The organism is Mucilaginibacter kameinonensis (genome assembly GCF_003675385.1).
Lineage (GTDB): Bacteria > Bacteroidota > Bacteroidia > Sphingobacteriales > Sphingobacteriaceae > Mucilaginibacter > Mucilaginibacter kameinonensis.
The window spans coordinates 122756-140871 of record NZ_RCWZ01000004.1; the positions used below are offsets into that span (position 1 = coordinate 122756).

General features: G+C 37.7%; 23 protein-coding genes and 2 tRNA genes. 13 read left to right on the top strand and 12 right to left on the bottom strand.

Translation table 11 applies throughout. The features are described from left to right. Positions 1-162 precede the first annotated feature (162 nt). Complete coding sequence (locus tag EAH55_RS18925; RefSeq protein ID WP_121811028.1) at positions 163-399, top strand: hypothetical protein; 237 nt, start codon at positions 163-165, stop codon at positions 397-399. A 246-nt stretch (positions 400-645) separates the two neighbouring features. On the opposite strand, the gene EAH55_RS18935 is transcribed toward EAH55_RS18925, so the two are convergent. The 3 genes from EAH55_RS18935 to EAH55_RS18950 form a co-directional block, all read right to left on the bottom strand. Then, on the bottom strand, positions 646-879 hold the full coding sequence (locus tag EAH55_RS18935) for a hypothetical protein (RefSeq protein ID WP_121811030.1): 234 nt from the start codon (positions 877-879) through the stop codon (positions 646-648). After that, the gene (locus tag EAH55_RS18940; RefSeq protein ID WP_121811031.1) at positions 872-1546 is read right to left on the bottom strand and encodes a hypothetical protein; all 675 of its coding nucleotides are present in this window, start codon (positions 1544-1546) and stop codon (positions 872-874) included. Before EAH55_RS18940 ends, EAH55_RS18935 begins: the two co-directional genes overlap by 8 nt. Before the next feature lie 343 nt (positions 1547-1889). Beyond that, entirely contained in the window at positions 1890-2357 is a 468-nt protein-coding gene (locus EAH55_RS18950) for a hypothetical protein (protein ID WP_121811033.1), read from the bottom strand. A 374-nt stretch (positions 2358-2731) separates the two neighbouring features. Between EAH55_RS18950 and EAH55_RS18955 the strand changes: the two genes are divergently transcribed. Next, complete coding sequence (locus tag EAH55_RS18955) at positions 2732-3193, top strand: hypothetical protein (RefSeq protein WP_121811034.1); 462 nt, start codon at positions 2732-2734, stop codon at positions 3191-3193. A gap of 108 nt (positions 3194-3301) precedes the next feature. On the opposite strand, the gene EAH55_RS31005 is transcribed toward EAH55_RS18955, so the two are convergent. Continuing rightward, complete coding sequence (locus tag EAH55_RS31005) at positions 3302-3472, bottom strand: hypothetical protein (RefSeq protein ID WP_162996957.1); 171 nt, start codon at positions 3470-3472, stop codon at positions 3302-3304. 226 nt (positions 3473-3698) lie between these two features. Between EAH55_RS31005 and EAH55_RS18960 the strand changes: the two genes are divergently transcribed. After that, positions 3699-3962 carry a helix-turn-helix domain-containing protein gene (locus EAH55_RS18960; RefSeq protein ID WP_121811035.1) on the top strand — a complete coding sequence of 88 codons (264 nt, stop codon included), beginning with the start codon at positions 3699-3701 and terminating at the stop codon, positions 3960-3962. Here the strand turns inward: EAH55_RS18960 and EAH55_RS18965 are convergent. Continuing rightward, positions 3959-5524: a BT4734/BF3469 family protein gene (locus tag EAH55_RS18965; RefSeq protein WP_121811036.1), complete on the bottom strand. Its 1566-nt coding sequence runs from the start codon at positions 5522-5524 to the stop codon at positions 3959-3961. The genes EAH55_RS18960 and EAH55_RS18965 overlap by 4 nt on opposite strands. Positions 5525-6348: 824 nt before the next feature. Between EAH55_RS18965 and EAH55_RS18970 the strand changes: the two genes are divergently transcribed. The 4 genes from EAH55_RS18970 (at position 6349) to EAH55_RS18985 (ending at position 7758) form a co-directional block, all read left to right on the top strand. Then, positions 6349-6699, top strand: a complete 351-nt coding sequence (locus EAH55_RS18970) for a hypothetical protein (protein ID WP_121811037.1) — start codon at positions 6349-6351, stop codon at positions 6697-6699. Between the two features lie 43 nt (positions 6700-6742). Further along, positions 6743-6961: a hypothetical protein gene (locus tag EAH55_RS18975; protein ID WP_121811038.1), complete on the top strand. Its 219-nt coding sequence runs from the start codon at positions 6743-6745 to the stop codon at positions 6959-6961. Between the two features lie 85 nt (positions 6962-7046). Then, positions 7047-7391, top strand: coding sequence for a hypothetical protein (locus EAH55_RS18980; RefSeq protein ID WP_121811039.1), 345 nt, complete (start codon positions 7047-7049; stop codon positions 7389-7391). After that, positions 7378-7758 (top strand): hypothetical protein, encoded by a 381-nt coding sequence (locus EAH55_RS18985; RefSeq protein WP_121811040.1) that lies wholly within the window; start codon positions 7378-7380, stop codon positions 7756-7758. Before EAH55_RS18980 ends, EAH55_RS18985 begins: the two co-directional genes overlap by 14 nt. Here the strand turns inward: EAH55_RS18985 and EAH55_RS18990 are convergent. Then, complete coding sequence (locus EAH55_RS18990) at positions 7753-9030, bottom strand: tyrosine-type recombinase/integrase (RefSeq protein WP_121811041.1); 1278 nt, start codon at positions 9028-9030, stop codon at positions 7753-7755. The two genes, EAH55_RS18985 and EAH55_RS18990, sit on opposite strands and share 6 nt — an antisense overlap. An 84-nt stretch (positions 9031-9114) precedes the next feature. Next, entirely contained in the window at positions 9115-11577 is a 2463-nt protein-coding gene (locus tag EAH55_RS18995; RefSeq protein WP_121811042.1) for a bifunctional UDP-N-acetylmuramoyl-tripeptide:D-alanyl-D-alanine ligase/alanine racemase, read from the bottom strand. 60 nt (positions 11578-11637) lie between these two features. Here EAH55_RS18995 and EAH55_RS19000 point away from each other — a divergent pair, with 60 nt between their 5' ends. The 6 genes from EAH55_RS19000 (at position 11638) to EAH55_RS19025 (ending at position 13770) form a co-directional block, all read left to right on the top strand. After that, positions 11638-12120 carry a regulatory protein RecX gene (locus tag EAH55_RS19000; RefSeq protein ID WP_121811043.1) on the top strand — a complete coding sequence of 161 codons (483 nt, stop codon included), beginning with the start codon at positions 11638-11640 and terminating at the stop codon, positions 12118-12120. 123 nt (positions 12121-12243) lie between these two features. Further along, positions 12244-12316, top strand: a tRNA-Gly gene (locus EAH55_RS19005). Positions 12317-12368: 52 nt separating this feature from the next. Further along, a tRNA-Leu gene (locus tag EAH55_RS19010) sits at positions 12369-12453 on the top strand. 283 nt (positions 12454-12736) lie between these two features. Continuing rightward, positions 12737-13009 (top strand): Arm DNA-binding domain-containing protein, encoded by a 273-nt coding sequence (locus tag EAH55_RS31540; protein WP_394339790.1) that lies wholly within the window; start codon positions 12737-12739, stop codon positions 13007-13009. 75 nt (positions 13010-13084) lie between these two features. Then, complete coding sequence (locus EAH55_RS19020; protein ID WP_121811045.1) at positions 13085-13507, top strand: helix-turn-helix domain-containing protein; 423 nt, start codon at positions 13085-13087, stop codon at positions 13505-13507. Continuing rightward, positions 13507-13770: a hypothetical protein gene (locus tag EAH55_RS19025; RefSeq protein WP_121811046.1), complete on the top strand. Its 264-nt coding sequence runs from the start codon at positions 13507-13509 to the stop codon at positions 13768-13770. Before EAH55_RS19020 ends, EAH55_RS19025 begins: the two co-directional genes overlap by 1 nt. 366 nt (positions 13771-14136) lie before the next feature. On the opposite strand, the gene EAH55_RS19030 is transcribed toward EAH55_RS19025, so the two are convergent. The 5 genes from EAH55_RS19030 to EAH55_RS19050 all read right to left on the bottom strand — a co-directional run bounded on the left by EAH55_RS19030 (position 14137) and on the right by EAH55_RS19050 (position 17654). Continuing rightward, positions 14137-15111 (bottom strand): DUF5712 family protein, encoded by a 975-nt coding sequence (locus tag EAH55_RS19030; RefSeq protein WP_121811047.1) that lies wholly within the window; start codon positions 15109-15111, stop codon positions 14137-14139. Between the two features lie 39 nt (positions 15112-15150). Then, on the bottom strand, positions 15151-15702 hold the full coding sequence (locus EAH55_RS19035) for a BfmA/BtgA family mobilization protein (protein ID WP_121811048.1): 552 nt from the start codon (positions 15700-15702) through the stop codon (positions 15151-15153). Between the two features lie 395 nt (positions 15703-16097). After that, the gene (locus EAH55_RS19040) at positions 16098-16415 is read right to left on the bottom strand and encodes a hypothetical protein (RefSeq protein WP_121811049.1); all 318 of its coding nucleotides are present in this window, start codon (positions 16413-16415) and stop codon (positions 16098-16100) included. Continuing rightward, a complete protein-coding gene (locus EAH55_RS19045; protein ID WP_121811050.1) occupies positions 16412-16681 on the bottom strand; it encodes a helix-turn-helix domain-containing protein in 270 nt (89 codons plus the stop codon). Before EAH55_RS19045 ends, EAH55_RS19040 begins: the two co-directional genes overlap by 4 nt. A 211-nt stretch (positions 16682-16892) precedes the next feature. Beyond that, a complete protein-coding gene (locus tag EAH55_RS19050) occupies positions 16893-17654 on the bottom strand; it encodes a hypothetical protein (RefSeq protein WP_162996958.1) in 762 nt (253 codons plus the stop codon). Between the last annotated feature and the right edge of the window lie 462 nt (positions 17655-18116).

Below are 18116 nucleotides of genomic sequence, written 5' to 3' on the forward strand. Positions count from 1 at the left end.
GATTAGTACTACTTTTTCTGATATCTAAATAAATCCTCAATTAAAACAAATGTCGCAAAAGAAGTATATCGCAAAGGCATATAATTCGTATATATAACAAATATTTTTATTTAAATTCGTTAATTATTCATACATAACCTTTATTAAAATTTAAAAAGTCCAATGTCACAAATTATCCTATTCACAGTTAAAATTGAAAGCATAAGCTATGATGTCAAATCAAACTATCAAAATGTTCAATTTGAAAAAAACGATGTGTTAGAAAAAGTAAAATCTGAATTAATTAAAGATAATTTGATATGTGAAGAAGAAACTATAACCTATGAATTGAAGGATGGATACCTTCATGTAAGTGGTCAGGCTCATAAAGAAAGTGGCTTTGGATTTGCATTCATTTAAATAGTTAATCAGATATTTTATGGTTAAGTTTTAAAAGCAACGAGCACTTTTCATAATACTCTTTTGATTCACAGAATTTGATTAACAGAGCTATATAATTTTTCAGGGCGGTACAGTCATCAACATCACTATAGATCATATGCTCATACAGATCATTGATTACTGATTCATCATCTGGATACATCGTTATCAATAACCCCGTTTCTTGATTTATTAACCGAAAAATGTATTTATATATCTTATCTGTCATTCTTTGAAATAAAAGCTTATATAATAGCTTAAAACCTGCTTTACACAACTGCTGCACCCTGTATTAAAAACAGCAGGTAATTGTCCCCCGGTTAAAATGTTATAGTGCGGGTACGCATCTATCATTAATTTGATTTCGTCATGCTTAAGCATGACTGATGCAGTTTCAGCGTACTGCTTCATTTTATTTTCCAGAGGTTTTAAAGCCTCTATAATTTCTTCTTTACTCATTTCTCAATTTGTCTTTAATTGATTTTAACTTATTGAACAGATCTTCCTTATTGGCCTGTACCTGCTTTGAAGGTTTGCCCCGCTTTTGCTTTTTATCGATTAAATCATAAAAGCTTTGCTGATCTTCTGCTGATAGCTTTGAAACTAATTCCTCAATTGTAAAATCGTATTTGGTAACAAAACCTTCTTCTTCGCAATCATCATCATAGATAATTACCTGTTCATCCCCGGCATTTGAATCATTAAATATTTCTGACGTTGGAATAATCACCCCGCCGTAGGCTGATGCATTTAGTATGTTAAAGATTAGCCCTGATGATTTCGGATTAGGCTTTTTGGAGAAACATTGTCTGCTTATTATAAATGCTGCTGTAGCAGTTAATTTAGCCCCATTGGGGGCATCCTCTAATATCTGAACTATCTTTTCGGCAGGTTTAGCCCATAGGTGACTAAAAACGTGTTGATAACATTCATCACAGAAATCGTTATCATCCTCCGCCAATCCGTTAACCTTCAAAAAACGTTGTATGTAAGCTTTTAGGGGATTAACCTTTGATTTAGCAGATACCCCCATATAAAGGTTATTGAACCTGCCTGTAAGGTATAAAGAAGTTAAAACCTCGGATTTGATTTGTTCTTTTGTATAGCCTGAATATTGGGGTAACAAATAATTTATAGGTTTACGGGTAGCGCATCAATTATGCGCTTTAATAGAACCGTTACAACAGGAGAAGTAACGGCTACTATTAAAAATGAGGCGTTCCAAAACGCTATTGCCAAAATGATATTCAGCCAGAATGTTAGGCAATATTCACATTTAAAAGGCTTATCAGGTAGTTTTAGCTTATAAACCATATTTTGATAAGCCGGGAGCATGAGCAACCAGATTATAAATAAGGTTGATAGAATAATTTTAATTGTCATTCTTCTTAGTCTTAACAATCAAATTAAGTATTATCAGAACTGACAGTACTGTGTCACTGACTAAATGAATTACTTGCAACATAATTTTAATTTTTGATTTTAACTTTTTTTGCTTTAGTCATCGGCAATTCGATGAACAATTTATTTTCGTATACAACTACATCAGTACAGGTTTCTTTTGGAACTCTTTTGTCCGTTATGATTATATCCTGTAATTTAATTTCTCTCAGATTCCAAACGTATATTAAACCATCATTGAAAATATTTATATAAAACATATCTGCATTATTGTTATCATCTGCTACAAATTTCATTAGATACAATTTAGTATATTCTAAAAACGCCGTTTCTTCTTTTGTACTTTTAAAATCTCTCGTTTTGATTTCAATAAAGAAGTTTTTGTCGCCTTTATCTATATTATGGGTTGTTCCTGACAAGTCCCAACTATCATATTTATTAGGGGATTCTACAAACTGATATTTGTTACCAAATGTGTTTATGACTATATCCCTGCCCTCTTTTTCTTTTGCCTCAACTAATTCTGCATTTGCCATTGTTATAATTCTTTAACATCCCCGTAGATTTCCGCTAAGAGGTCTATGATGCTGTACTGTATTTTTGTTATGTACTGCATCTTTTTATTTGTTATATCTATTTTGATAAATAGATCACTTTTTTCATCACTTATATAATAGTGATTATAGAAACTGATTGCTTTAATCCCTCTCATATAATTATAAATACTTTGGATTTTTTGAAAATGACCAAAAACTTGAAAATATATTTATCAATCCCCCGGATTTAGTTTCGGGGCTTTAATAGTTGGTGTCATGGCGTACCGCCATGTTAAACCCTAATCTTTGAAATTGCCTGAGAAGATGTGAGAAATAATTTTTATCTTAAAAAGCGCAATTAATGCCATAATTTTATGGAGAAGAGTCCGATACAACAAATCGATATAGTTTTACATTTTTTTAAAAAAGATAGAGGACATATAAATTTCGATAATCTGCGTACAAGACTATGGGATGGTGATAAAAAAATAACGATAGATGGTGATGTCCTGCTTAGAATACTCGAAAAATTAGTCAGGGATAAATATGTATACGAAAAAAAGAGGGATATGGGCGGTGTCGATTACGCCATTACCTTCGAAGGTTCTCTGTTTATAGGTTATGAAAAACAACAAAAATTAGACACCGAAAAAATTGTTTTAAGTGATAATCTTAAAGTCGCAGAAAACAGATATAAGAATCGGCTGTTATGGGCAACTTGGTGTGCAGGTGTTGCAGCCAGTCTTGTTTTGCTATGGCAAGTTTGGATTTGGTTTTACCCGGTTCATGCTAACTACCCATATTGGATATGGGAAACAATTCCCAAGCATAAATAATTACATTTTCTCTGTGCAACTTAAACACCGGGGCTAAAAAGCTTTTTACATAAAAAATCCCGTACCAAATGAATGGTACAGGTCACTTTGTTAAATATAATTAGGGGCTTATCGGCCTATAAGTTGCGTATACGATGTATCAGGCTTTGATAGGTTGCTCACCGGAGGCAACGGCTTTTTTGCCGGGGTTGGTACTGCTTCATTTCCTTTAGTACAAGCGGTAATTAGTGCTGTAACAGCAATTACTACCAACAACGTTAATTTTTTAAACTTTTCCATTTCTTCTTTTGTTTAGTTTCTGTTTATCAATGAGATAATAGTAATACAGCACACCCAACATTACCCCAATCACAGTAATAAATATTACACTATCCCTGACGTTATCAAACCATAAGTGTTTAGGCATCAGCAAATAATAAAAACAACGTAGGCTAATTATCCTACAAACGCAAATGTAGGCTAATCTGCCTACAATAACAAAATTTTTTATAACAATTTTTGTTAAATGGGTATCAAGCAGGATTCTAAAGGTATTTTACTTGTTGGGACAAACGTCCGCAAGTACCGAACACTGCTTAATTTAAGTGTCCGAGATTTGGCCAATCTGTTGGAAACCGATCATTCCCAGATCAATCGTATTGAATTAGGCAAGGTCAATACTTCAATCGGAATCATTTTTGCAATTGCTGAAGCACTCAAAGTAGAACCCTTTAAATTATTTCTTGAAGACAAACCCGCAAAAGACACTAAAGCCCTCAAGAAGATTTAAGCTATTGCCTTAAACTCAATCATATTGATCTGTGGGTACAAGTTGAAAGTAAAGCTGTAATCACCTGCCTCAAAGGATTTTTCGCCTTGAACTCCTGCTGCCATCAAATGTCTTACTTCCCGAATCATCATCACCTTGGGTGTAACTGAAATTATATTCAAAGCCCTCCTATAACGGTCTGAATTAGCTACATAAAAGTCTTCTATGCGATCTATTTCGACGTTATTGAAGTCTGCCCTGCGCAATTCTTTTTTTGGCTCTGAGGGCTTTATTTCGGGTTGTTCATGATTAATATCTTCAATTGATTTCACTTCCCCGGTTACCTTTGGTAACGCTTTCAAAAATCCATTATTTGTGTTCTGAGTGGCAACATAATCTTTAAACTCAAACCAATATTTTTCAACCGTTTTCTTTGAAATTTCAAAATTTCTATGAATGACGGTCTGACCTATTTTACCATATTTCTCAAAATCCCAATTTTCAATTATCTGGTATAATTTGTTTTGGCTTTCTGCTGATCTGTGTTCGGCCAGTAACTCCCTACACTTTGCAAATTTTTCTTCCGGGGTAAATGTTGAATGAGGTGCAAAAACTATTTTCCTGTTTTTAGTATTATAAATTGGATTTAAAGAACCTGCGTTTTTCTGTTTAAAAATTGAAGACACTATACTCTTAATTTGAAACCCTTTGACGGGAACTTCGCACATCTGAATATTTACTTTACTCATTATCTTTTCTGCCCCCGCCGGGGTCAAATGTGGGTTCAACCAAACCAAATTATTACAATAACTTAATAAGCTGCTATTACGCTTACCTTCAATAACTTTAACTTTTGGTATCCAACAATCCACATATTTCCATCCTTCGGTTAAGTTGTGTACACAATCGAAATCTTCAAATTGGATTTGTTCATGAAGATTACTAAACCTAATTACCTTTTCATTTACGGGAATTAATTCCCCCCCTTCGGCGGTATATGTCTTCTCTCTTTTATTACTACTGACAGGGGGGAAATTTTCAATAACATTAACTGAATCAAAAACAAAAGAATTATAATTAATAAAAATATCAGGATCAAATGATAAAACATTAAACTGTGTTTTCTTTTTAGCATTCTTATCATAAGAATAAACTAAACCTAAATCCTTACATATAGCTGCATAGGTTGAATCATAATTATCTACTGTCAAACCTTCAACCTGTACCAGTATAGCATAACCAGAACCGCCGAAAGATTTATAATAGGCAAAGATTTTAGATTTATCTAATGAATTAATATCAACCTTAACTTCTTTATTATCTACATCTATATATAGTAAACCTGTAGCCCCGGAAATATTTTGATTGTTTTTATGAGTATGAAAATTGAAATTATAGGTAATACAAGGCAGAGTTGCTTTCAAGCTATCATACATTAGTGAACCTTTTTTAAATTTTCTCGCTTCTTTTATTATACCTGAATATGTAGAATCATTTATCAGGTTAAACCATTCTTCAATGGTAGTGTAGTCTTTTACTTTTGGTGTATAGATGTTATCATACACATTAATTTGTTTTGTCATTTTATTTTACCTTTTCCCTTGTCATCGTTTCATCCTTCTGTGACAAAGGAAAGGGGGAGGCAAGCTAAAGTCTAACAATGACAAACTACTTTAACAAGTCACATCCTCCCCCGTGTATATATTTATAAATACTTTGTTTTTGAAAAATTTTCATTTTTATTGAAAATATATTTTAAAAAAGTACAGTATCAGTCTTATATATAACAAACATAGTCCACTATTCTAATTTGTCAAGCGGTAAAAACAATTATATTTTTGGAGATTTTCGATATATCGAAATTATTCTGATGATCTGGATACCCGCCGGTAGCTAATTCGTGACAAACTTTCAAACCGAACCATAAAAAATCCGACGTTTTTTAGTTAATACCAACAGTTTCTCAGATTTAAACACATTATCAAATTTTCAACTATTTCTTTATAGTTAAATATAGAAAATGGCTAAATTTTGACCTATCAAAATAAATTTTACCGGTAAACTTTATTTTATATGAAACTATAAAAAATTATTAATAACCTAATTTAAAGCAAGTTACATTTTATTCTAAGGGCAAAAATAAATTTAGATTTAGATTTTTCACTAAAAATAAATTTAGATTTAGATTTTGCCTTGAAATAAACCCATACGACTTTCTTTAAACTATAAATTAAAAAATATTTGGATTTAAATTATAGATAAGATATATTTGCAATGTAGATTTTTGAAAAGATTTGCGTGATTGAAACAATAATAATATACAAGTCATAATAAAGAAAGTTAAAGGTTAATCTATAGCTTTCTACTTTGAAACTATCTATATAAATAATCATAAAACAAAACGAAAATGAAAACGAAAGAACAGGAAATGCCAGTAAACAATTTGGAAAATCGGGAATTATCTCACCTGCTTAATTTATTAAATGGATTTGATTTTCTAAATGCAGTTTGGCAATGTGATTGCCATTGTGAATTAGTAATAAATCATCAAGGGGCACAAACAACCTTATGGTTGAAGCATGATGAAGAACACGGTTTTTATAAACTTTATTGCAGCTTACCAGAAGAAAGTTTTCGGGGTGAAGCACATAAATTTAAATGCTTATCAGAGATAGCGAACTACATAAGCCTTTCAAATCAAGAGTACCCAGAATTTGCAATACATCTACAAATTATGGCTGATGACATTAAAGTATAACAAACCCCGGATTTTAAATCATTTAAACACTTAAAATAAACATATGACAAAAACCCTTACTATTCCACAAGTAGCCTATGACAAGGCTTTAAAAGAGATCGTTGAAAAATACCCAACAGAGGTAATTAAAGTATCCGAGACCGCAGGTTACACCTACTCCGTTACTGCTGATGAATCAATCTTCAACGAGATAATCGGTACAATAGGTACAAAGATTCATTACCTACACAAGGTGCAGGGTCTAATCGCAGAATCGAATTAAACGAATTCAAAAATGGCGGTACGCCATGCAAACAACTATTTAAACTCCCCGGTGTAAATGGCCGGGGTAAAAAAAGCTAAAAACTATGAACTTAAGATCAACATTCAATTTCAGCAGAGAAAATTTTAATACCTCAATCAACGAACCAGTAGAATTTTCTTTTAAACAAGAAGATTTTAAAATACAATCAGAAATATACAAACCCTACAATTGTGAAGGTTATGCTACTGTCTGGATACAGGTAAATGACCTCAGCTATCAACGAACATTTGAACACCAAACCCCGGATATCAGGATTGTGAATTTCGTATCAAAATTCATAAACGATAAAGACTACCGGGAGCGGTTCAATGTGGAACGCAACAGACACACAAGTTCAAATGTTACTGATGAATGTGAAAGTGAAAGGTTGAATCATGAAAACAACTGATTCATCCTATATAACTGATTTCATCTTAAACAGTGTGTTACCGTTTTACACTCCTACTGAACATGAAATAGTATATGTTCAAGCGCCGGGGGAAAATAAAGCTGTGAGAGGCTTTAATGCCGATACACAAATTATTATTACCAAAGAGGAATTTGACGTTATAGCGGGGATGGTAAGTGAGGTAATGAATCAGGTTAAAGAAATTCACGCTGTGCAAGTGGGTAAGCTTTTAACTGAGGTAGAAAAAAAACAAAAACCTAAAAAGCTTACCCCTAAACAACAGCGTGAACTTGAAGAAGAAGAACGTAAATTAGAAGTACAGGCATTACGTAATAACGCCGACCGCAAAATATTAAACGGTTTATAAGTGCTTAAAGCTATCAAAAGTATCAAGTTGAAATCCTAATCTCTTCCAATATACTTGTGTATCTTGAAATGATTCGTGGCGACACTGAGATTGCACAAATTGAAGCAATTCCGTTGATGAATAGTTATCCTTCTGGTCTTGAATAAAGTGAGTTACACCCGTATGTTTCATACAGTATAAGGTTAAATTTTCCCTGTCAAACTTGCCGGGATGTTCTTTGGCTAATTCTTGCACACAGGTGGTAAAATCTTCGTACCAACCTTTTCCGATTTCAAACTGAGAAGGCCGTTTTCCTTTACCAAACATCAACCAGTTAGGTTTATGCTCATATTTATCAAGGTATTCGGTTAAAGCTTCGTGTAGAGGTAAAAACATCATTACATACCTGTCTAAGCCATCTTTTTGTGTTTTGGCAATATCAGCCTCAACCCTGATTTTTCTGTTGGTCATATCAAACGCTTCAACCCTCAAACGGGTTGCTTCGCTACTCCTGATGAACGAATGATAAATGAGTTTAGACATAACATAAAGGAGGTAATTATTTTCTTTTAGATAGTCCCAAAGAATTACTAATTCCTCTTTAGTGAAAATTCCAAATCGTTGGGTTTTATCTTTCTTTTTTGATTTCACTAATAATACCGGATTGACAGTAATAATTTCTTCGTCTAAAAGCAATGAGAAAAAAGAACCCAGATAAGACCTCTTGTTATTAAACGTGTTATTACTCCACTTCAAATCAGGGTCTTTGTGTAACCAATAAGAATTCATAAAGTCTTGAAGATGGGATTTATTGATTTCACGAATATCTTTTAAAAGCTTATTAGTTTCCAGATATGGCCTGAACTGGTTTCTAAGAAACATCTTGATAGTTTGTGCGCTCTGTTTCTTTTTGGCTACAGGGTTGATGTACCCTTTATGTTGAAGGTAGAGATTAAGGCAGGTATCAAAATGATGTTTATCTGTTTTCTTGGCTTCCGATTCTTTGGCAACTTTGATTTTGGTTTCAACGTGTTGTTTTACACTTTGAATATTTCGTCTATCAACACCTTCTTTCAGGTCTTCGTGAATCGCAACTTCCAGAGCAATGAATTTTTTCTCCCTTGCTTTCAAATCAGAAATTGTGTTAAGGGACATATTGTAATAAAGTCTACCATACTCTTTCAAGTAAGTAAACTTTGACTCCCCTTCGTACTTGATTGCGTACCGTACACACCACTTTTTGTTGGCGGGGTCTTTGTAAATTTTGGGTTCTTTAAACGTAAAATTTGCCATATGTTTTTTTTACAAACATAGGCAAATTACTTGTCCCTTTTGTCCCTTTTTATAAAAAATGTGGCTTATTTAACTCAAAAAGAACTATTCGTAAAAGTACACTCTTTTTACCCTTTGTGAAATATTGGTTAATATTTCATAGGGAATAGTGCCTATCTGTTTTGCCAGTTCCTCAATCCGCTGGTGCTCATCGAATATGATTACTTCGTCGCCTTCGTGTACATCCAGTCCGCTTACGTCAAGCATGCACATGTCCATGGTAATGTTGCCTACCGTGGGTACTAACTTACCTTTTACCAGCATTTTGCCAACACCTTTACCAAAAGCGCGTAGGTAACCATCGGCATAACCAATGCGAATAGTGGCTATTTTACCGTCTTTAGCTAAGCTACCACTACGGCTATAGCTGATGGTTTCCCCTGCCCCGATCTTTTTAACCTGGGCAACGCTTGTTTTTAAACTCGCGATGGGCTGCAAGCCTGCATCAGAGGCCGGCACTGACGAATCAATCCCATAAAGGCCTATACCAAGCCTTACCATATCATAATGTGCCGACGGCCAGCGGATAATGCCCGCCGTATTGCAAATATGTTTGATCACCTTGTATCCCAGCGTACGTTCTATCTCTTTAAAAGCTTTCTCAAACCGTTTGATCTGTTTTTTTGTAAACTCGTCATGCTCCGGTGCTTCACTTGCCGCCAGGTGTGAAAATACCGACTGTACCCGGATGTACCGGTTTGCCTCCAGCATGTCGCACAAGGTTTCTATCTCGTAGTTTTCAAAACCAAGGCGGTGCATACCTGTATCTATTTTAAGGTGTACCGGGTAATTGGAAATACCCTGTGCCGAGGCATAACCCACAAAATCGTCCAGCAAACCGAAACTATAAATTACCGGCTCAAGCTTGTATTCGATAAGCTTATCAAATGCTGATGCTTCGGGGTTAAGCACTTTTATGGGCAGGATGATGCCTGCCTGACGCAGGGCCACTCCTTCATCAATATAAGCAACCGCCAGGTAATCAACCTTATTGTATTGCAGCATATTGGCCACCTCAAACGTACCGCTGCCATAGCTAAAAGCCTTAACCATGGCCATAACCTTTACGCCTGGCTTAAGCTTTGATTTATAAAAATTAAGATTGTTGAGTAAGGAGTTCAGGTTAATTTCCATTACCGTTTCGTGCGCCTTTTGGGCTAAAGCGCGACTTACCTGCTCAAACTCAAAACTGCGCGAACCTTTGATCAGGATGGTTTCTTCTTTAAAACTAAGCGCTTTTAATTGCTGAAGCAGCGTGGTGGTATCGGCAAAAAAATGCTGCTCAACAACATCAAAATATTGCTGATGGTTAAGCAATGCTTCACCTACGCCAACAAACTTATCTATCTTTTTAGCCCTGATCAATTCGGCCACCTGCTTGTACAGTATATCCTGCTGCAGGCCCGACTGGTAAATATCTGATAGGATGAGTGTCTTTTTTTGATGCTGATTTTGCTGTGATAAAAAGTTAAGCGCTATTTCAAGCGATTGCAGATCTGAATTATAGGAGTCATCAATAACAGAGCAGTTGTTTACCCCATTTTTTAACTCCAACCGCATGCTTACCGGAGCAAGGCGTTCAATACGCTTATCGGCCTCTACCGGACTGTAACCTAAAGCCAGCATGGTTGCCCAACAGGTAATCGCGTTTTCAACCGATGCCTGATCGATAAACGGGACAAGGCACTCTATCTCCTTACCCTGGTAGCGGCCACGGAAGTAATAATTTTTAGAGATCACCGTCTCGCTGAAAACATAAAGATCTGCCTCGCGAAATTTACGGCTCCAGGTAAAAGTTTCCTGGGCAGCGATATCATTTTCGTAACCGATTAGCTGGTCATAATTATGAATAAGCAGTTTGCTATTCTTAAACAGTCCCAACTTTTCGAGCAATTTTTGCTTTGGCGATTCAAACCCCTCATCATGTGCCGGGCCCATATGGGTAAGCACCCCTATTTCGGGCTTGATGATGGCTTCCAGTTTATCCATTTCATTTATGGTAGAAATGCCCGCTTCAAAAATGCCCAGGTCGTTCCGGTCGTTGATTTGCCATACCGATAAGGGCACGCCAATTTGCGAGTTATAACTTTTAGGGTTACGTACTATATTTTTATCGGCCGAAAGCAGCTGGTAAAGCCATTCCTTAACTATTGTTTTACCATTACTACCAGTAATGCCAATAACCTGCAGTGTGAACCTGCTCCGATGATATGCGGCCAATGCCTGCAGCGCAACAAGCGGATCGGGTACTATCAAAAAGTTAGCGCCGGGCAGGTTAAACTCCGGACCATACTCCACCACAAAATTGCGCACACCACCTGCATAGGCCTCGGCAACAAACTCGTGCCCGTTGCGCCTGCCGCTCAGGGCAAAAAATAAGCCCTCGGCAGGATTGTTGATCCGGCGGCTATCAGTAAAAAGCGCGCTGATGGTATATTCTTCAACGATGTTACCATCGGCTTTAATGATCTTCTTTATAGTGGAGATAGAGTACGTGTTATTGGGCATGCTGCTAATTTGGAGATATTAAAACAAATAGAATAATTTTTAACGAATTTTGATTTTTAAATGGATAAGCCCAAATCAATTAAAATTACTGACGAGAAAGTTGCCCTTGCCAAAGCCGAGCATTTTTGTGCCTACCAGGAACGTGCCCAGCAGGAAGTTAGGGATAAACTTTATGATTGGGGATTATGGCCCGATGCTGTTGAACACATTATAAGTCAGTTAATAGAAGGTAATTTCCTGAATGAGGAACGTTTTGCAAGAATTTATGCCAAAAGTAAATTCAATCAAAAAGCCTGGGGACGTATTAAGATAAAACAAGGACTTAAGCTGAAGCGGATCCCTGATGTATTGATTAAAAAGGCGCTCCTGAACATTGACCTTGACGATTATTTGGCCGCGTTAACCCATCTTTTACAAAAAAAAGCAGCCACCCTAACCGAAAAAAATCAGTTAAAGCGCCGCTACAAACTCCAACAGTACGCAATGGGCCGCGGATTTGAGGCCGAGCTAATATTAGATATTTTGAAAGACAGCGAGTTATAAACTATTTTCAAAAAAATGAAAATTTTCCTTGCAGACTATTCATTTCTGCCTATATTTGCACTCCCGCAAACGAGATAAGCAAACGGTAAAACGAAAGCCAACTCCAAACGAGGAAATACCAACGCGAAAGTAGCTCAGTTGGTAGAGCACGACCTTGCCAAGGTCGGGGTCGCGAGTTCGAATCTCGTCTTTCGCTCAAAGCCCTTCTGATTGAAAGAAGGGTTTTATTTTTAAAAGGTTAGACACCTGCTCAGATGGTGGAACTGGTAGACACGCAGGACTTAAAATCCTGTTCCCGTAAACGGAGTGCGGGTTCGATTCCCGCTCTGAGTACAAAAGCAGAGTAAAATCGCTTCAAAAGCCCTTAAATCAAATGATTTAGGGGCTTTTTCTTTTAAAACCCCTCCAAAAGATTCATTCAACCGCATGTTTTAGTTGAACGATTCGTTGAACTCGCAAGAGCATTCAAAATCGTTCAACGAAAAGCTAACAACACACTGTATATCAACATGTTCTACAGATGAACATCTTGTAAAAAAGGCCATCAAAATCGACATTTGTTTAACTTTTTTATTGAATGATTATGTTGGAAAAAAGCTTCGGGTTAATGTTCTTCATGCGCAAACCCAAAAACAGCCCAAATGGTATTTATCCTATCTACCTGAGAATTACAGTCGATGGTAAATCCAGTGAGCTATCTACCAAAAGAAAATGCCACACTTCTACCTGGAGTGCAAAGACCGGACGGTCAATCGGTGGCAAAGAAACTACGAGGGAATTAAACTCCTTTCTGGATACGCTTACACAGCAGGTCTACCAGGCAAAGCGGCGACTGATGGAAGCTGATAAAGAACTTAGCCATCAAAAAGAATATGACAGGTGCCGATGAAGATAAAAAGACAATCATTGAAGTATTCAATAAGCATAACCAACAACTCAAAGCACTCGACCAAAACAACATCCTATGAGCACTACCAGCGAAAAACCAACCCAGATTCATCACGGCCGTAATATTAAACGTTTCAGGGAAATGCTGGGCATCAAACAAGAACCGTTGGCTTTGGAGTTAGGAGATGACTGGAGCCAAAGACGTGTTTCGTTGTTGGAAGCCAAAGACGCCATAGAAGATGATATTCTAGTGCAGATAGCCACCATCCTCAAAGTACCGGTTGAAGCGATAAAGAATTTTGATGAGGAAAAAGCAATAAACAATATTCAGAACAATTACGATAATTCAGTAATACATGCAGGCCCAGCAATCAACTTTCAATGCACTTTCAATCCTATTGACAAATGGCTTGAAGTTATCGAAGAAAATAAAAAGCTTTATGAGCGCCTCTTGCAAAGCGAACGTGAAAAAGTAGAAATTTTAAAGAACAAGAGTTAATGAATGATCTTGCTGGTGAAAGCAATTACCAGGATAGGTTATTTGCATTTATCAACGATAAAGAATTTGCTGTTATTGGTCAACGCTTTAAACCTTACTTCGAACTTCATAAGATTGAAGGAATTTTTGATTCGTTTGATGTTGTTCAATCCGCTTCCAGCGATATTAATACAGCTAAACTCATTTGGAAAACACAACGAGATTTACCGATTGAACTTAAGAAAGCTGTTATCGACGTTTACAACAGATATTTCCAGAATTAGATTTACCTCTACATCTTAGCCGACTGGCCATATAATCACAAACACACCCAGTCATATCACCGCTTAAACAACCGGAGCTGTTAGCAGGAAAACTGTCAAGGCCCGGCGATAGCCGGTTTATATAGCCTTGACTGTTTTCCTGCGTAGCTAATTTTGTGACTGCGGTGCTGTGACTACCGATATTCGCGGGCGGGGAAGGCAGGTGTTTATGAGGAACGAATACACTCCTGCACGAGCGGCGGCGAGGCTGGCAGCGTAATGAAACCCGGAGCGAAGCGCGTGGTGTAATGCAGCTGCCTGCCGCAGCCGCATGGCCATTCTTTTCTATGAGAAACAAGAAATATCCATTTATAATAGCACACTGCTTCAACGTGATATCTGCTGGCTCTGAGATTTTCTCTTTCGCCTTTTCTTTTCCTCTATTTCACTTTCCGGGACAATATTAGCACCTCCCGTATACATCGGTTCCAGCATTACTTCCAGGAAGCTCGCAGCTGTCTTACTCGCTGCCGATAGCATATTGGCCGTTGTTGTAAAAAGACCATTAGCAACCCCCTGGGCCAATTCGTTAGCCACCGACCTGCTTTCATAATTCTGCGAAGCACCTTCTAACAAAACACCCAGCTGTTCCCGTTGTAATAGTTCTCCGTTCTTCTGCACATTGGCGTATGCCATTGTATCTTTAAGCTGCCTGTCAAATTCAAAAAGGCTGTCGAAAAGAGATTCCCCGCTCTGTTTAAATGCTACCCGGTCAAACTGGCCCATCTTTTTGGAATGTTCCGCATTCTTTCCCCTCGAAGTATTCATCGGACTAAGCTTGATCTTATTGGTTACATCCTTACGGCTTACAATAACCTGCACATGCATCTGCTCGCCCTCTTTACGTTCGCCCCGTTGTTTCAGGCCTTGTTTTACTTCCGGGTCGTTATAATTGTAGTAACGGTAGTTTTCCAGCTTGGCAAACCATAACAGGTTTTCGTTACTATTCACACCATCCCGGTTGAAGTTCCTGGCATAGGCGTCCATCACCCTTACCGCAAAACCTTTCATTTGTTCTTTAACACCTTCCTCGCCATACTGTTCTTTTAAAAACCTGATCTCCTTCTGGCTCGGGCTGATATTGACCAAGAAAAATTTAGCATCGTCTTTGCCCAGTTTGGCAACATTATTATCAATGCTGCGCATTACTTCATAAGGCTCGATCCTGATCTGCTGTCCGTTAAACCAGTATTCTAGTTCCGGCTTATTGTCTATCCGGTTTTCTTTTTCCAAGTAATTTACCAGCCCCGCACTGCTGCCTTTGTTTGCCGCTTCTTTACTATCTGTAATATTGATAAACATAATGCCCCCTACCTCCTGAAAGGAAAGTTAAATACATAATTAAAGCAAACCGACCTGCGATCTGGTAACAGCGATCAGTTCATCTTTTTCCCGGCCCGAGGTCATCATCCCAAAAGCATCCCTGGATTTAATATAACCATCAAGAATTAACAGGAACTGTTTTTTCAGGTTATCCTTGCTCTTTTGGCTTTTCGAAATCGTTTCCATCAGCGCATCTATGCCGGTTAACTTCTGCGCCAAAGCATGCTGATTATTCAGCAAGTCCGTATTTGCCTTGAGCACTTGCGTATTGAAACTCTCGATGATCTTGACCTGTGATACAATCATCCTGTCCATTTCCGTTTTGATCGGAATGAGCAGCATATTCTCCTGGTTTCGGATAAAACCAATATACTGCTGATGATTTTTCATCAGCGCATTTTTTAACAACTCATCATTCAGGTCCAGCGGGTCTTTTTTGCTTTTATAAAAGTAATCGACCATCTGAATAAACACCTGCCGCTTCGTCCTGCCCAGTTTAAGGGCGATCTTTTCAAACTTCTGATCTACCGCAACCGGGTATCTCACTGATCTTACATTGATATCTTCCATACTCATATTCTCAAACCGACCAAATAGCTGTCTATACAACTATGCCTTTATTTCTATATGCAGGATACCGCAGAGTATCCTGTTTTCTTTAATTCCATAGGCGGAAACGCCCTAAAGTATCCCCGGAGGATACGTAAAACCCCCGTAGCGAAGCGTAGGGCAAGCAAAGTAGGGCTCTGCCCAACTTCGGCTTGCTCCCTCCGCTTTCGCGAAGCGACGCCGCTTTTCTTTCTGATTTGCGAAGCAAATCATTACCGGTGCAGCCTTTGGCTGCACCGGATTTATATATTGTATAGCTAAATATCTGACTATGCCTATATCGGAATAACCAGTTATTCCGATATGCGGTTATCCGTATAGCCCAGTATACAGCTATGCCGATATAAAATATCGGGTTACACTTCCCAACCGGCAGGCCAGTAAACTTGGCTGCCGAGTTTGGGGTGATAGGATGGCTCATAGCGGATGTAACCATATTCATCGAGTTCTTTGATACACTTGTGATACATTGCAATCGACGCTATTCGGCTAAAAGCCATTAGCGTCTTTCTGGTACCAGAAAACGGGTTTTTGAAACCACCGCGCTGCCATTGGACGAATACAGCACTGAACAGGCCGATATGGGTCGTGTTTAGTCGATCGTCCATGCTCATTCGTTTGAGCAATTTACTGTAACCGGCAAGTTCACTTACCGCAATTTTATGAGTATTCATTGCATACCCCCTTCCAGTAGCTTGTTGATATCTTCGAGCTTGTAATAAATGATGCTGCCGATACGGATAAAACTCAATGTACCGTTGATGCGCAGGTTCTGTAAGGTGCCTGGCGATATTTTGAGCAGCTTTCTTACTTCGTTACTTTTAAGCCACTTTTTAGACTGCCCCTGGCCGTCCAGTTGAACCAGCCTTTTGATTTCTGTTAACAGTTCACTTTTAAATTCATTCAGATCCCCTTTAGTGATCAGTTCACTTGCTTGCATAATCGCCTCCTTCGTTAAATCATTATTTAATACTTGTACCGCCCATACCGGGTACGAAGCAAAGGTGTGGGCAAAGCGCTATTTTTCATTACCACAAGCCAAGCTATGGTAATGGCAGCCAAAGCATGGTGCTGAAAAAGAGCGCAATGAATAGTTTCGAGTTAATTGTTAACGTTTGCCTGCAAAAGAAAAACAAACCTAAAATCCGATATTAAACTGCTCTGCGTTTTGCCGGAGAGATATTAAAATACTGGTTTTCGGAGGGGATAGCGGATGACCTGCCACTCGGATTGCTTGCGTCACGCGGGTAGTAGCGCCGTACACGGTCTAATTTTATCGGTTCACCGTCTTCCTGAAAGTATCGGCAAATCAGTTTGGCCCAGGTGATGGGCATCTGCGAAAATACCAATTCCTTATCGCCTATTTTTAGTGCCTCGATCTTCTTAAAAAGGTCAACTACCGTGAGGAAATGACCGCTGGCAATATTGATGGGGTAGTCGGTATCCAATTTCTCAGCCTCCCTGCGCTCATCCATCAGGCGTTGCAGCTGTTCTTTAAGTATTTTGATCTGGCCTTCCTTTTCTGCAATGATCTCAGCCTGGGTACGGCCAAGGTTCCACTCATCGATACTTTGAAGATATTCTGCAAAACGGTTAAGGTGAAATTTATTCCGGAAGTTGCCTGCATGACTGGAGGTATATCTGTCTTTATGTCTTAATTGAGCAATTGCATCCTGTATGACTTCCCATACATATCTAAAGAACTCCTGCTCGGTTGCATCATTGTACATGGAAAGGAAAAATTGCAGGTGATATTTATACAGTTCATCAAATTCTTGTTCACTCTTTCGATAAAGGACGTTGAGAAAATGATTGTCTTCAACTTTTTTGTTCCAAAATAATGGGCGGCCTATATCATTAGAGTCATTACTAAAATCGAACGGTTCTCGATGTTTGAAGTATTGTTCTCGCATAGGTTGGATTTTAACCTAAAATTAATGACTTTATTGAGTATTTGCATTTATAAAGGCTAATAACATTGCAATATCTCTCGTATTAGGATCGATGACGGTTATAGCAATTATATTCAATGTTTTACGAAAATAGTATCGCGAAAGCGAACAGAACTTTCATGCTTAACGTAGAAAGCCAGGCATCAACGGAATATGAGTTCAAGCCTATAAAAGTCGGAAATCAGTTTATTTGAATTTGAGAGCCTACTTAACAAAAGCCTCTAGGGATACAATATATTCAATAAATCAATACGAAACCTTCACGATCAGCAGTATGTTGAATCCGCCGATCATTATTTTTATTTTCGCGTATATATATTATCAAGAAAATTATCTGCACTCCAACGAAAATAGTTTACAGTAATACCTTGAAGCAAATCAATACTGCCAAAACCAGGTATTAAGATATCCAACTTCGATATT